Origin of the sequence: Aestuariispira insulae (genome assembly GCF_003385955.1) — a bacterium.
Taxonomy (GTDB): domain Bacteria; phylum Pseudomonadota; class Alphaproteobacteria; order UBA8366; family Aestuariispiraceae; genus Aestuariispira; species Aestuariispira insulae.
On sequence record NZ_QRDW01000007.1, the window covers coordinates 73,464 to 86,994 of the forward strand.

Genomic DNA, 13,531 nt, shown 5'->3' on the forward strand with positions numbered 1-13,531 from the left:
AACCGCCATGAAAATAACCTTCATCGGTTTGGGCAATATGGGCGCTCCCATGGCCGCGAACCTGGCCCGTGCCGGATATGACCTCACCGTCTGTGACCTGGATCCGGCCAAGGCAACTGAATTGCAATCATTGGGCGCCACGTTCGTGGATAGCCCCGAAAAGGCGGTGCAGCATACCGATATCGTGATGACCTCACTGCCGGGGCCGAAACAGATTGAAGCCATGGCCGGGCCGGCCATGCTGGAGGCCATGAAACCGGGATCGGTCTGGATCGAGCTTTCCACCAATAACCTGGAGGTAGAGCGGTCGGTCCGGGCAAAAGCAGAAAAACAAGGCGTTGAAATGCTCGATGCCCCGGTCAGCGGCGGCACCGAAGGCGCGGCCAAAGGCACCTTAACCATCATGGTCGGCGGTGATCTGCCGGTCTTCAAACGCTGCCAGCCTCTGCTGGAAGTGATCGGTGGCAATGTGATGCATCTGGGCGATCATGGGGCGGGCTATGTCGCCAAAATTGCCCAGGTGGTTCTGTGTTATTTGCATTCCGTCGCCCTTTCCGAAGCTCTGATGCTGGGTGTCAAGGGCGGGGTCGACGCTGCCACCATGCTCGCCATCATCCAGAATAGCACCGGCACATCCTATGTGGCCGACCGATACGGGCCCCCTTTGCTGGACGGCACCTATGATCCGGGCTTTGCCCTGGGCCTGGCGCACAAAGACATGCGCCTGACACTGGAACTGGCGCAATCGATCAGCGCGCAACTGCCCCTATGCACCCAGGTCGAAGATCTCTATGGCCGCGCCGTCAAAGCCTTCGGCCCGGACCAAAACCATTTGATGGCCCTGCGCCTGCTGGAAGAGGCCAATGGGCAATATCTGCGCAAACAGGACCAGCGGGAAACCGCTTAACCCCGCAAAACGGATTTAGGAGAAGAAGACAATGAATCGCGAACTGAAAGCAGAAGATTTCAAGAGCGCCGTGGGCAACAGCGGTATCTCGCCGGAAGAATGGGAGGCCCGTGTCGAACTGGCCGCTCTTTACCGGCTGGCCGCCCTGTTCGGTTATGACGATCTGATCTGGAACCATATCACCATGCGGGTGCCAGGCACCGATCATCAGTTCCTGCTCAATAAATTCGGCCTGCTCTATAACGAGGTCACCGCCTCCAACCTGATCAAGGTGGATGAGCAGGGCAATGTGCTGCACGGCCCGACCGACGTGAATACCGCAGGCTTCGTCATCCACAGCGCAATCCATCTGGCGCATCCCGATATGAAGGTGGTGTTTCATGCCCATGCCCCGGAGGGCCTGGCGGTGACCGCGCTCAAAGACGGACTGGATTATCTGATCCAGGACACCTCCATGCTCTATGGCGATATTGGTTATCATGATTGGGAGGGCCTGTCGCTCACCCTGGAAGAGCGGGATCATCTGGCAAAAAACATTGATGGCAAAAGCTGCCTGATCATGCGTAACCACGGTTTCCTGACCGTGGGGGAGACGGCGGGCGAAGCCTTCATGAATATGTATTACCTGATCCGCGCCTGCAAAGTGATGATCCAGGCCCATTCCACCGGGTTGGAACTGGACAAGGGACCGCAAGAAATCTGGGACCTGTCCCGCCGTCAATATAACGATTTCCCGCCGGGCAAATATGAATGGCCTGCCCTGCTCCGACTGCTGGATCAGAAAGATCCGTCCTACCGGCAGTGATTGAGACTGGCGCCTCTCCCCATAGGGAGGCGCCACCTTTTTTGTTGGGAGGGAGATGATGCGGATATCGCTTGAAGGAAAACGCGCCTTTGTCAGCGCTGGCGGGGCCGGAATGGGCCGCGCCACCTGCCTGGCCTTTCGCGATTTGGGGGCCGAGGTCTTCACTTGTGACATAGACGGGACGGCACTGGAAAGCCTGCCGGATGACATCCACGCATTCACCTGCGATGTGGCAGAACCGGACGCCGTTGCCAATCTGATGGCCGAAGTCACAGCAGGCGGACTGGATATCCTGGTCAATAACGCAGGCATCGCGGGGCCCACCGCACCGGTTGAACAGATCTTAATTGAGGATTGGCAGCGCACCCAGGATATCTGCCTCAATGCCCAATTTTATTTCGCCCGCGCCGCCATACCGGCTTTCAAACGCGCGAAGGGCGGGGTGATCATCAATCTGGTCTCTGCAGCCGGGATCATGGGTTTCCCAAACCGTGCGCCCTATGTGGCCGCCAAATGGGCGGTGACCGGCTTTACCAAGACATTGGCCATGGAACTGGGGCCTGCCAACATCCGGGTCAACGGCATCGTGCCCGGCAATGTCAATGGCGAACGAATGGAGCGTGTCATCCGTGATCATGCCGCAGCCGATGGTATCGCAGAGGAAAAAGTACGCGCCCTCTATGCCATAGGCACCTCCATGCAATGTTATGTCGATCCAGAGGAAATCGCCGGTCTCATTGCCTTCCTGGCTTCTGACCATGGCCGGCATATCTCCGGTCAGATCATCGGCGTCGACGGCCACACTGAAACTCTTTTTCCCCGCATCCCGGCGTAGATACCGGACAGAGAGGCTGATATGTCAGACAACCACACCATCACCCGGATCGCCGCTTATGAAGCCAGATTGCCCGTGGTCGGCGGCGAATATCGCATGTCCCATGGAAAAGTGATCAAGGAAGCGGTCAGCATCGTGGTCCGGATCGAGACCGATGGCGGGCTGGCCGGTCATGGCGAGGCCTGCCCGCTGGGCTCGAATTATCTGCCGGCCTATGCCGGTGGCGTGGTTCCGGGATTGGCCGAGCTGGCACCGAACCTGTTGGGCCGGAGCGCCATCGAGATCGATCCGCTGAACCGGCGGATGGACGCTCTTTTTAAAGGGCATGCCTATGTCAAATCGCCCATTGATGTGGCCTGCTGGGACATTCTGGGACAGGCAACGGGGCAACCGGTCTGGCGTCTGCTGGGCGGCCGGGCGCAAACTGGCGTGCCGCTTTATCACTCGCTTACCAGCGATACACCGGAAGCCATGGTGACCAACGCCGCCCATTATCGGGAAAAGGGCTACAGGCATTTCCAGATCAAATGCGACGGCCATGTGGAAATGGATATCGCCCGGATACGCGCCGTCTGTGGTGCCAGACAGCCGGGAGAAACCTTCATCGCCGATTCCAACCAGGGCTGGACCCAGCATGAGGCAATGACCGTGATCCAGGCCGTGCGCAATATCCAGGTCTATATTGAACAGCCCTGCGCGACCCTGGCCGAATGCCTGGCGGTCAGGGAAAAATCACCCCATGCCTTCAAGCTGGATGAAACCATCGACAGCGTGCATGCCCTGTTGGATGGCTGGCAGAAAAACGCCATGGATGTGGTCTGCCTCAAGGTGTCCAAGGTGGGCGGCCTGAGCAAGGCGCGGCAGATCAGGGATCTGTGCGCCTCCATGGGCCTCGCCATGACGGTCGAGGATGTCTGGGGCAGTGATATCGTGACCGCGGCACTGGGCCATCTGGCCATTTCGACGGCGCCGCCGGTGATGCTGAACGCCACCGACCTCAACCGGTATAATATTGGATCTATTGCCGAGGGCGCGCCCAAGGTGGCCGAGGGGCGCATGATGGTATCCGACCGACCGGGCCTTGGCATAAACCCACGCTGGGATGTGCTGGGCGAACCCGTCTTTGATCTTTCCATTTAGCACGAGGCCCATCAGATGAGCGGTTGGACATTCCTGTTGTTGGGCATCGTGACGGAGGTGGCGGGCACTTTTTGCATGAAGCTTTCCCATGGCTTCACCCATATGGTCCCCTCAGTCCTGTTCGTCATTTTCTTTGCCATTGCCCTGGCACTGATCAACCTGTCGATGAAAACCATTGATATGAGCGTTGCCTACGCGATCTGGTCCGGGGTCGGTATCGCCTGCCTCGCGGTACTCGGAATCCTTTTCCTGGGCGAACCCGTGACCGCGCCAAAGCTCATTTTCATCGCCTTCATCGGCATCGGTGTAGTCGGCCTGCACGCCTATGGATAGTGAGGGGCCATCCGAATGACGATCCTGCTCAATAATAACGGCTATGGGAATGCGTGCTGGGCGCGCGAAATCACCCAACTGCTGCCCGATATGTCGGTTCATGTCTATCCCGACATTCCCGACCCCATGGCGATTCGCTATGCCCTGGTCTGGGATCATCCGGATGGCGACCTGCAGCGCTATCCAAACCTCCGGGCGATCCTATCCCTCGGTGCAGGTGTCGAACATCTGACCAGGGACCCCGACCTGCCGAATGTGCCTGTGATACGTCTGGCTGATCCGGCCGTGGCCCGCGACATGGCCCATCACAGCCTCTATTGGGTACTCAATTTCCACCGCCATTATCACCGATATGCCACCCAACAGCCCCAAAAACACTGGCAGCGCCACCAGGCCTCCGCCCCCGCTGACTTTCAGGTCGGCGTGCTCGGGCTGGGGCAGATCGGCCAGACCGTTGCCCGCACCATCGCCGGAAACGGCTACGCGGTTTCCGGCTGGGATTTAAGTGAAAAGCATCTTCCCCAAATTGCCTGTCACCATGGCGGGGACGCGCTTGCGGGCTTTCTCACCGGCCTGGACCTGGTGATCAACTGTCTACCGCTTACCCCGGCCACCGCCGGCATGATCGATGATGATTTCCTGGCCCGGCTGCCAGAAGGGGCATTCCTGGTCAATATCAGCCGCGGCGGTGTGATTGATCATGACGCCCTGCTGGGTGTCCTGGATCGTGGATACCTGGCCGCCGCGGCACTGGATGCCTTTGAAACCGAACCGCTGCCTGAAACTTCTCCGCTCTGGCAGCATGACGGGATCCATATCACCCCGCATATGAGCGGCGCCACCTATGCACGTTCCGCCGCCCGCATCGTTGCCGAAAATATTCACCGCCTGGAGCGGGGAGAAACCCCGTATCCTCTCTATGACCGGAGACGGGGTTTTTGAGATTACGAAACGTCATCAACATGCCATCCAGGCAACAGCCGGTCTTAAAACCGGAAACGAACATGGTTTCAGGAGCAGCTCTAAAGTCTTGAAGAAACTATATTTAGCGCCAAAGCTTCTTCCTTCCTGCAAACCCCATTGCCATAAGTGACAATTGTCTAAAATGCCATCTAATGACAGTTCTTGGATACCTCGAGCAAATATTTCCTTCTCCCCAGAAGCGGGGAAAGGTCTGAAGGCTAAAAGATATTTTCCAGGAGCTGATCCATGTTCAAGAAAAACCGTTTCTCCATAACCGGACTGTGCCTTTCGGCACTGCTGGCCGCATCCCCAACTGCCTGGGCTGATGAGGTCTCTGCAACAACTGGGGGAAAGGCACTCATCCAGATCACCATTTCCAGCACCACTGCCCTGAATTTCGGAACGATGGTTTCCTCCACCTCCAGCAGCAATACCGCCACGGCATTCACCATTCCAGCCAAGGCGCCTAGCAGCTATACCGCAGGCAGTGATTACACCGTCGCCGGCGGCGACGGTTACCGCCTCACCTCGTCCACCTCCACTCCGGGTGAAATCTCTCTCATCGCCAATGATGCAGAGCCCGTCACACTCACCCTGACTAACGGTGGTTGCAGTGATACGGGGCTAGCCTTTACGACATTGACTGGCACCCATCCTCAAGCCGCCGGAGACGTAACCCTCTCCGCCGCGGCAGACGGCACCTCTGCCACCACAGACATCACTTACGAAACCGGCAAAACCGCAATCTATATCGGGGGCACAGTTACTGTCGACGCCAACACCAATGGTGAAAGCGGCTGCAGCTATACCGTCGGCGCGGCTTACAAATGATCATTTAGATCTGCACCCATCATGCATTTCATCATGAAAAAACTGCAAAGGGGCAGTTTCGGTCCAGTGCTGGGCATGATCTTCATGCTCAGCCTGGCCACCGCAAGCCAGGCGCAGGAAATGATGCTTTGGCCCAAACGCCAGATCATACAGGATGGCAACCAGACCAGCTCTTTTCTCGTAATCAATAACAGTTTGGAACCGGCATTGGTCCGCATCACCTTTCAAAAGCGGATGATGTCGCTAGTCGGCGCGTTGGAGCAGGTATCCGATGACACCGCGCATGAATGTTTCGCGGATCCCGCGGATTTCCAAATTTCGCCCCGGCAATTCACTCTTCAAGGGAACACCCAGCAGGAAATCAAGATTATCCAGCGAGCCCCGCTTGCCGCAGGCAAACCAGAAGAACGGGTGCATCTAGCCTTTAATTTCTATCCCAGCCCGGACTCTCTGCCCGTCCTGAAGGCTTCGTCTGGCCAGCAACAGGAAAACAACGTGACTCTGATCGGGCTGACAGCCCAGATCGTGCCCCTGTTTAAACTACGCCAGCCCGCTGCCGAAACCGACCCAATGGAAATAGAAAAGATCCGCCTGATGCCCACGACCAATGGCGGCAACCAATTGGCCATCAAGATCCGAAAGTCCGTTGCACGTTCCATCCGTGGAAATCTGCAGGCGCATTACATCGCCCCGACCCAAGGCGCAGCCCCTGTTTTGCTTGGACATGTAAAAGGGGTGGCTGCCTATTGCGAGCTGGATGAAATGCTGGTCCGGCTGCCGGTGGACAGCACCGCACTGACAGAAGCCCGCGCACAATATCCAGGCGGCAAGTTGAGCATCTCATTCAATGAAACCAGCAAAGTGCCATACCCCGTTGTCATTGAACGTGATTTCCCGCTTTAAGGCGTCACAGTTTCCACAACAGTCTCATCCGGCCAGGCCTAAACCCACGACCTTTAGAATGGGCCTGAATGGCACGCTGGTTTGGCTGTTCCTTTTCACAGTCACCTGCCCGGTCGTGCCGGTTTCCGCCTTCGGTGCGGATTCCGGCACGGCTCTTTTCGAACAGCTTTTCGGATTCAGCCCCGATGAAGCCAGCAGCATGTTCTTTCATGTCGAAACGAAACGCGGCATTGTCCTGCACGATGCCCTGCCTGCGATCCGGGATCGCGAGATCATCTATCTGGATATCATGGCGCTCGCCCAGACCGCCAATTTTGCCATCCGCCGTGATGGCGAAAGGATTTCCGGCTGGATCCGGCAACCGGAACGGCTGTTCGATCTCAATATCCCGGCCCACACGGTCAGGATCCGGGAGGAATATTCATCTATCGCGGAAAACGACTTCCTGATCCGTGAAAACCGGATATTCGTGAACTGGAAACGCCTGAATGATTGGTTTCAGTTGAAAGCCGATATCGACAGTCAAAGCCAGCGCATGCTGCTGTCTGGTTCACCTGTGCCGGCAGAAAGCCGGATCATCCGGGAACAGGATCGCGCCAGATTGCAGAATTCAAGGAACCAACAGAATACTGAAGCGCCCAAGGACTGGGTCGATGGTGAACACCAGTTGATCAGCATGCCTTCGCTGTCCACCTCTATCAGCGGCACCTATCGGGATAACAAGGATTCCGATGCCCAATTCACCAGCAGAACACAGAATATCGTCCAAGCGGATTTCCTCGGCAGCCACGCAAAGCTGGTCTCCGTCGCCAATAGTGAAACCGGCCTCAGCGATCTTAGGGTCAGTTTCAGCCGGGCGGAATTTGATGATAGCTTTCCCTATACCAGGCTGTCTCTGGGCGATGTAACCGGTTACAGCACCATCAATGGATCACCTGCCGCCCAGGGTCTGGGTTTTGGCATCTCGAACCGCCCTTTGCAGACACCTGACGTTTTCGGCGAAGAAACGTTTGAAGGCGACGGTCCGCCCGGTTGGGAGGTCGAGCTCTACCGGAACGGACAATTCATCGATTTCCAATATGTCAGCGACAACGGCCGCTACCGCTTCGAAGACGTGAATTTGAATGGCGGCGTCAACGATATGCGAATCGTTTTCTACGGCCCGGAAGGCCAGGTCCAAACGCAGGAGAAAACCTTGATCGCCAATGCGGGCCGCCCTTCAAAAGGCAATCTCTGGTACGCCTTTTCCGCTGTCGACGATAACCGGACCCTGCTTGGCTATAATGAAAGCCTCCTGGAAGACAACACAGATGATGAAACCGGTGACAGTCACCCAGTCTACGCGGCTAACATTATCTACGGCATCAGCAATAATCTCTCGGCACATCTGTCACTCTCCCACACCACCAATGATGACGGAAGATACGGGTTTACAGGTGTCGGCATCCGGCACAGTATTGCGTCCGTTCCCTATGCCCTTGACCTGACCCAGGGGCATGAGTTTGCAAATGGCCAGGCTCTCAAATTCTCCAGCCGTTTGCCTTTCTTTAACAGGTCTGTCAGCGTTAATCATAATGAGTATTTCAGTTTCGCGGGTCTGACGAATGAAGAAGGCGACGCTTATTTGGAACGGGAAACTGATATCTTCTTTTCCCTCCCCCATGCCACCCTCAATGATTGGCAATCCCGCTCCTGGCGGCTCCAGAACACATTTAACATCGACCGGCAGGAAACAACTGACCAGAAAACCGAGATTGCCCTCGCGCCCAACCTGTCTTTGTCGACACCTTATGGCACCTTATCGAACACCTTCCGTCTGACATGGCAGCAGAGTGACAACGGATCGGCTTCAAGGAATGGTGAAGGCAGCCTGAGCTACCAAAACCGATGGGAGGATCTGACCCTCCGGTCCCGCCTGAGCTATGACGTTACCCCCGAACAATCCTTCAACAATGCTGATTTTCGGCTCAGCAAATCAATTAATGAAAACTGGAACCTGACCGCCAGCGTCACCCAGGGCCTAAAGGCCGAACGCACCACAGGATTTTCCATGGGTGTGCTTACAAAAAACAGCCACAGCGACCTGGGCAGTTCTTTGACCATGAACAGCAGCGGGGATCTTTCTCTCTCTTTTTCCCTTTCATTCGGCCTACAAGATGACGCCAGCGAGGGAGGTGTCACCATGCGCCGCCCTGAAGGCCTCAGTTCGGGCGCGGTACTCGCCCGGGTTTTTTCCGATCTAAACCGCAACGGCGTTTATGATCCGGGCGAACCGGGGCTGCCCAATGTGGTTGTTCAGACTTTGAGCCGTCAGGCAACCACCAATAATGACGGCCTGGCACATCTCACATCCCTGGGGGTTAACCACCCGATCAAAATTTTCCTGGACCAGAATACCCTGGAAAGCCCCTTTTACCTCAATGCGGACAATCAATGGAAAGTGCGCCTAAAAACAGGAATATTGCTGCCTCTGGACATACCATTGGTACCGACCGGCGAAATCACGGGCCAAATCATGCTGAAGGGAAGATATGCGGATAACAGTCCGATGCAACGGCCTCTCCAAGGCATTCAGCTGGAACTGTTGAATGAAGCTTCTGACGATGTCCGGGAGGCGGTTTCAATATTTGACGGCAGCTTCTTATTTGCCTCCGTACCGCTCGGCAAATACCGGCTCAGGGTGAAAACGCCGGAGACGCAGGTCTATGGACAGCTTGTGACCTGCGCCGACCCGGAAAAGGCCTTGGTAATCGAGAAACAGGGGCAGTTGCTTACCATTCCGGAATTCACCTGCAGCTTTGTCGACAGCACGTTCCGCCCCCTCAACCCAGCCAATGGGAAAGGCCCTCGATCGGGACCTGGAAAATCCCAGCCTCTTGACGACCGACAGCTTATTCCCGAGGAAATCCGGGATTGGTGGTAAATCCGTCACCGGCTATCGCCCTGGCCCACTTTCGTGACATCCAAAATACTCTTTTGTTACAGCATGAGGGTATCCTCATGCATCCATGAAGCCGATGAGAATTCCTCCTTTCCCATGGCGTTCTGATCTATGGTAATCGCTTTGGAAACGGATTTGGGTTCAGGAGAGATTTCGACCATGGTTTCCTTAAACGAGGTCATGCATGATCAACAGGGTGTGACCGCAGTTTTTTCCGACGGCACCGTCAGCCGCTTTCACGGGGCCTGGCTGCGTGACAATGACCGGGGGCAAAGCGCCCGGCACGCAGATAATGACCAGCGCCTATTTGATATCACCGAACTGCCGGACGACCTTTCCATCGAGGGGGCGGTCGTGACCGATGACCATCTGGATGTGGCCTTTGCCGCCGATGGGCATGTGGCACGTTTCCCGGTTTCCTGGCTTTTCGACAACCGATATGACCGGGAGCACGAAACAGTTTTGCCCGATCTTTGGGGCGCGCATTTGAAGACATCCCTGCCGGTTTTCGACTTTTCCCGTGTTCTGGAGGATGACCGGACCCGGATGGCCTGGCTTCAGGCGGTTCGCGACCAAGGTTTCGGCATTCTGGAAAATGTCCCTTGCGAGGAAGGGATGGTATGCCGGGCCGCCGAAATTTTCGGTTATGTGCGTGAAACCAACTATGGCCGCCTGTTTGAGGTGCGCAGCGAGGAAAACCCGGTCAATCTCGCCTATACGGGCTTAGGCTTGAATGTGCATACGGACAATCCCTATCGCGATCCGGTGCCGGGCCTGCAATTGTTGCACTGTCTGATTTCCAATCCCGACGGCGGGGACACTCTGCTGGTGGACGGCTTTCATGTGGCGGAAACCCTGCGCCGGGAAAACCCGGCTGCCTTTGGCCTTTTGTGCGAAAACTGGGTACCATTCCGCTATCGAGGCGATTCCTCTGACCTGCAGGCCCGGGGGCCGATCATTCAGTTGAACGACCGGGGCCGGATCATCGCGGTTCGTTACAATAACCGCTCGGCAGCGCCCTTTGACCTGCCGGCCGAAAAGATGGAGGCCTATTATGACGCCTACCGTCTGTTTGCCAAAATGCTGCACCGGCCGGAATTTGAACTGACCTTCAAACTGACCGACGGCCAGCTGATGGCTTTTGACAACCAACGTGTCCTGCATGGCCGAAAAGGATTTGGCGGGGGCAAACGCCATCTCCAGGGCTGTTATGCAGACAAAGATTCACTCTTGAGCGCGCTGCGCGTGCTGGAGGCACAGTCATGATCGCCAAACAGGATGTCACCCACGACAATGTGGTCGATTTCATCATCGATCTCTTCAACGACATGGGCAATCATTCCTATCTTGGCGAGGATATCAGCCAGGAGGAACATGGCCTGCAATGCGCCGTGGTGGCCGACCAGTTCGACAGCCCGGACAGTTTGATTGCCGCCGCCCTGTTGCATGATATCGGACATTTCCTGCATGAACTGGACGAGGACTGCCTGGAACAGGGGATCGATAATAATCATGAGGATGTCGGCGCGGATTTCCTACGCCCCTTTTTCCCGCCGGAGGTCACGGAACCGGTGCGTATGCATGTGGGCGCAAAACGTTATCTCTGCGCTGTGGAACCGGATTATTTTAGCATGCTCTCCCCCGCTTCGGTACAGAGCCTGGAGGTTCAGGGCGGCCCAATGAATGGCGAAGAAGTGAAGGTCTTTGCCGCCAATCCGCATCTGGAAGACGCTTTGAAACTGCGCCGTTTTGAAGAAGCCGGAAAAAATGTCGGGGTCAAAACCCCGCCGGTTGAACATTACCGACCGCTATTGCAGTCATTGATCACAGTCAATAACTAACATCTGGTCTATCGTCGCGGCAGCTCTTGGCCACTGGGCCCTCTATCATGGAGGCAGCCTCACCCCGGAGAGAGGAACGGGTCGTGCCTTGCAATGAAATCAATATTCTTGGCGCGTTCCAATACCTCTTTTGCTTCACTCCGAGGCAGCAAACCGCCCACCAGGACAGGATAGAAACCGTTACTCTTTAGTCCCACGAAAGCGCCTAAACCTTTGTCGACGGAATCGATACGTTGAATGAAGGCCTTTGCATCCCCCCTGTTTTCGAAAGAACCCACAACGATCCAATATTGGCGCTCCCCAACACGCAGCACAGATTTCAACCCGCCAACGGCCAAGTCCAGAATGCCCGGCTGTTCGTACTGTTTGACACGATTATCATCTTCAACCGCCTGGGCATGCGCGTTTGAGATAAAGATGCCGGCGGCCACATCTGTCTGCTGAGTTTGCAAGGAAGCGATGACCTGAGAAGATGAGTCGCCGCCAAAATATGTAGTGATCATCGAAGGGGCCGCCACCGCGATTGCCAGCAACCTGATCCTGCTTTTTTCCCCCGTGGAAGCCCAGGTACATATCGCTCCCACGATTGCTAGGGCCAGGCACAAAACCGCGGTGCCAATCAGAATACTGACCACCATATTCATGTTAATGATTTCATCGGAAGGAAATGCCCGGGCATGATCCTGCCCGAGATATTTGACGATCCCGGCGGCCAAGCCCCCTGAAACTCCAATAAGAATTCTTTGGACCCCCGTCAACTCCGGCGTATCTGCCGAGCCGGAATCACCGTCAGTAACAGCTGTCATGATCTTCCCCTCGCCACCAAAAACTACCTTTGAGTGCTAGATTAAATGATACACTACATTAGGTGGATGTCCACTGATGACGATAACTGGTTCTGCCGGGGCAAGGACCGCCAGTTCCAAAGCCAGGGCTGGATTTTCCCGCTATTCACCTTTATCTCTGCGCCCAGGTATCATGTTCCATATCAAGGAGGCCTTTGGCCGTGACCGAGCGCCTGACAGATTTCAACCGCCGGCTTTCCATCGCCCCGATGATGGATTGGACCGACCGCTATGACCGGTATTTCCTGCGGCTGTTCTCCAAACATATGCTGCTCTATACGGAGATGGTCACCACCGGTGCGGTCATTCACGGCGAGCGCCAGCGCCTGATCGGCTTTGATCCGTTTGAGCATCCTGTCGCCTGCCAGCTGGGCGGGTCCAACCCGGCGGATCTGGCCGAAGCAGCCAGGATTGTCGCCGATTTCGGTTATGACGAGATTAATCTCAATGTCGGCTGCCCGTCGGACCGGGTCCAGAATGGTAATTTCGGGGCCTGCCTGATGGCGGACCCGGCGCTGGTCGCCCGATGTGTCGAGGCCATGAACAAGGCCGTTGATATCCCGGTTACGGTCAAGCACCGGATCGGCATTGACGGGCGTGAGACCTATGAAGAGATGGAGGAATTTGTCCGCACTGTCATGGATGCCGGATGCCATCATTTCATCGTGCATGCCCGGATCGCCATCCTGGCGGGGCTGAGCCCGAAGGAAAACCGCGATGTGCCGCCGCTGAAATATCATTATGTGCACCGGCTGAAAAATACCCTGCCCGATCTGAATATCTCAATCAATGGCGGGATCAAGTCACTCGGTGAGGCGGAAGAACAGCTCGAAAGACTGGATGGGGTGATGATCGGGCGGGCGGCCTATCAGGATCCTTATTGCCTGGTGGCAGCAGACCATCGGATTTTTGGCGAACCGGAAACAACGCCCAAGACACGCCATGACATCATCCGGGAATTCCTGCCCTATGTGGAGCGGATGTTGTCACAAGATATCCATCTCAATCATATCAGCCGTCATATCATGGGCCTGTTCAACGGCTGTCCCGGTGCCCGGCAGTTCCGCCGCTATTTAAGCGAAAACGCCTATCAGAGCGGCGCGGATGCCGGTGTGATCGAACGCGCCGCCGCCCAGGTCAATGAAAGCCGCCTGGGCGAATGGGAAGCCTGCACACCTGCCTAAGCC

General features: G+C 56.2%; 14 protein-coding genes. 12 read left to right on the forward strand and 2 right to left on the reverse strand.

From position 1 onward, the window contains the following. Positions 1-7: 7 nt before the first annotated feature. Genes DFP90_RS15920 through DFP90_RS15945 form a run of 6 tightly spaced genes read left to right on the forward strand, consistent with a single transcriptional unit; the run spans position 8 to position 4,962 of the window. Positions 8-907, forward strand: a complete 900-nt coding sequence (locus DFP90_RS15920) for an NAD(P)-dependent oxidoreductase (protein WP_115937509.1) — start codon at positions 8-10, stop codon at positions 905-907. 31 nt (positions 908-938) lie between these two features. After that, positions 939-1,712, forward strand: a complete 774-nt coding sequence (locus DFP90_RS15925; RefSeq protein WP_115937510.1) for a class II aldolase/adducin family protein — start codon at positions 939-941, stop codon at positions 1,710-1,712. A 55-nt stretch (positions 1,713-1,767) separates the two neighbouring features. Beyond that, positions 1,768-2,547: an SDR family oxidoreductase gene (locus tag DFP90_RS15930; RefSeq protein ID WP_115937511.1), complete on the forward strand. Its 780-nt coding sequence runs from the start codon at positions 1,768-1,770 to the stop codon at positions 2,545-2,547. Positions 2,548-2,568: 21 nt separating this feature from the next. Further along, positions 2,569-3,687 (forward strand): mandelate racemase/muconate lactonizing enzyme family protein, encoded by a 1,119-nt coding sequence (locus DFP90_RS15935; protein ID WP_115937512.1) that lies wholly within the window; start codon positions 2,569-2,571, stop codon positions 3,685-3,687. Between the two features lie 15 nt (positions 3,688-3,702). Then, positions 3,703-4,020: a DMT family transporter gene (locus DFP90_RS15940; protein ID WP_115937513.1), complete on the forward strand. Its 318-nt coding sequence runs from the start codon at positions 3,703-3,705 to the stop codon at positions 4,018-4,020. A 15-nt stretch (positions 4,021-4,035) separates the two neighbouring features. Then, the gene (locus DFP90_RS15945) at positions 4,036-4,962 is read left to right on the forward strand and encodes a 2-hydroxyacid dehydrogenase (RefSeq protein WP_115937514.1); all 927 of its coding nucleotides are present in this window, start codon (positions 4,036-4,038) and stop codon (positions 4,960-4,962) included. A gap of 239 nt (positions 4,963-5,201) precedes the next feature. Here the strand turns inward: DFP90_RS15945 and DFP90_RS15950 are convergent, their stop codons facing one another. Further along, complete coding sequence (locus DFP90_RS15950) at positions 5,202-5,423, reverse strand: hypothetical protein (RefSeq protein WP_147301034.1); 222 nt, start codon at positions 5,421-5,423, stop codon at positions 5,202-5,204. Between DFP90_RS15950 and DFP90_RS22700 the strand changes: the two genes are divergently transcribed. The 5 genes from DFP90_RS22700 to DFP90_RS15975 all read left to right on the forward strand — a co-directional run bounded on the left by DFP90_RS22700 (position 5,389) and on the right by DFP90_RS15975 (position 11,499). Then, positions 5,389-5,814: a hypothetical protein gene (locus DFP90_RS22700; RefSeq protein ID WP_147301035.1), complete on the forward strand. Its 426-nt coding sequence runs from the start codon at positions 5,389-5,391 to the stop codon at positions 5,812-5,814. The genes DFP90_RS15950 and DFP90_RS22700 overlap by 35 nt on opposite strands. Before the next feature lie 33 nt (positions 5,815-5,847). After that, positions 5,848-6,717 (forward strand): fimbrial biogenesis chaperone, encoded by an 870-nt coding sequence (locus tag DFP90_RS15960; RefSeq protein WP_147301036.1) that lies wholly within the window; start codon positions 5,848-5,850, stop codon positions 6,715-6,717. Continuing rightward, a complete protein-coding gene (locus tag DFP90_RS15965; protein ID WP_147301037.1) occupies positions 6,662-9,640 on the forward strand; it encodes a hypothetical protein in 2,979 nt (992 codons plus the stop codon). The genes DFP90_RS15960 and DFP90_RS15965 overlap by 56 nt, the downstream gene beginning before the upstream one ends. Positions 9,641-9,817: 177 nt before the next feature. Then, on the forward strand, positions 9,818-10,924 hold the full coding sequence (tmpA, locus tag DFP90_RS15970; RefSeq protein ID WP_181905399.1) for a 2-trimethylaminoethylphosphonate dioxygenase: 1,107 nt from the start codon (positions 9,818-9,820) through the stop codon (positions 10,922-10,924). Then, positions 10,921-11,499, forward strand: a complete 579-nt coding sequence (locus DFP90_RS15975; RefSeq protein ID WP_115937520.1) for an HD domain-containing protein — start codon at positions 10,921-10,923, stop codon at positions 11,497-11,499. Before tmpA ends, DFP90_RS15975 begins: the two co-directional genes overlap by 4 nt. Positions 11,500-11,558: 59 nt before the next feature. Here the strand turns inward: DFP90_RS15975 and DFP90_RS15980 are convergent, their stop codons facing one another. Continuing rightward, complete coding sequence (locus tag DFP90_RS15980) at positions 11,559-12,305, reverse strand: SPOR domain-containing protein (RefSeq protein ID WP_115937521.1); 747 nt, start codon at positions 12,303-12,305, stop codon at positions 11,559-11,561. A gap of 200 nt (positions 12,306-12,505) precedes the next feature. Between DFP90_RS15980 and dusA the strand changes: the two genes are divergently transcribed. Next, positions 12,506-13,528, forward strand: a complete 1,023-nt coding sequence (gene dusA / locus DFP90_RS15985; protein WP_245957094.1) for a tRNA dihydrouridine(20/20a) synthase DusA — start codon at positions 12,506-12,508, stop codon at positions 13,526-13,528. Positions 13,529-13,531 lie beyond the last annotated feature (3 nt).

Coding starts and splice junctions, on each gene's coding strand:
- DFP90_RS15920 (WP_115937509.1), top strand. CDS start 8: ATGAAAATAACCTTCATCGGTTTGGGCAATATGGGCGCTCCCATGGCC.
- DFP90_RS15925 (WP_115937510.1), top strand. CDS start 939: ATGAATCGCGAACTGAAAGCAGAAGATTTCAAGAGCGCCGTGGGCAAC.
- DFP90_RS15930 (WP_115937511.1), top strand. CDS start 1,768: ATGATGCGGATATCGCTTGAAGGAAAACGCGCCTTTGTCAGCGCTGGC.
- DFP90_RS15935 (WP_115937512.1), top strand. CDS start 2,569: ATGTCAGACAACCACACCATCACCCGGATCGCCGCTTATGAAGCCAGA.
- DFP90_RS15940 (WP_115937513.1), top strand. CDS start 3,703: ATGAGCGGTTGGACATTCCTGTTGTTGGGCATCGTGACGGAGGTGGCG.
- DFP90_RS15945 (WP_115937514.1), top strand. CDS start 4,036: ATGACGATCCTGCTCAATAATAACGGCTATGGGAATGCGTGCTGGGCG.
- DFP90_RS22700 (WP_147301035.1), top strand. CDS start 5,389: ATGGTTTCCTCCACCTCCAGCAGCAATACCGCCACGGCATTCACCATT.
- DFP90_RS15960 (WP_147301036.1), top strand. CDS start 5,848: ATGAAAAAACTGCAAAGGGGCAGTTTCGGTCCAGTGCTGGGCATGATC.
- DFP90_RS15965 (WP_147301037.1), top strand. CDS start 6,662: ATGAAACCAGCAAAGTGCCATACCCCGTTGTCATTGAACGTGATTTCC.
- tmpA (WP_181905399.1), top strand. CDS start 9,818: ATGGTTTCCTTAAACGAGGTCATGCATGATCAACAGGGTGTGACCGCA.
- DFP90_RS15975 (WP_115937520.1), top strand. CDS start 10,921: ATGATCGCCAAACAGGATGTCACCCACGACAATGTGGTCGATTTCATC.
- DFP90_RS15980 (WP_115937521.1), bottom strand. CDS start 12,305: ATGACAGCTGTTACTGACGGTGATTCCGGCTCGGCAGATACGCCGGAG.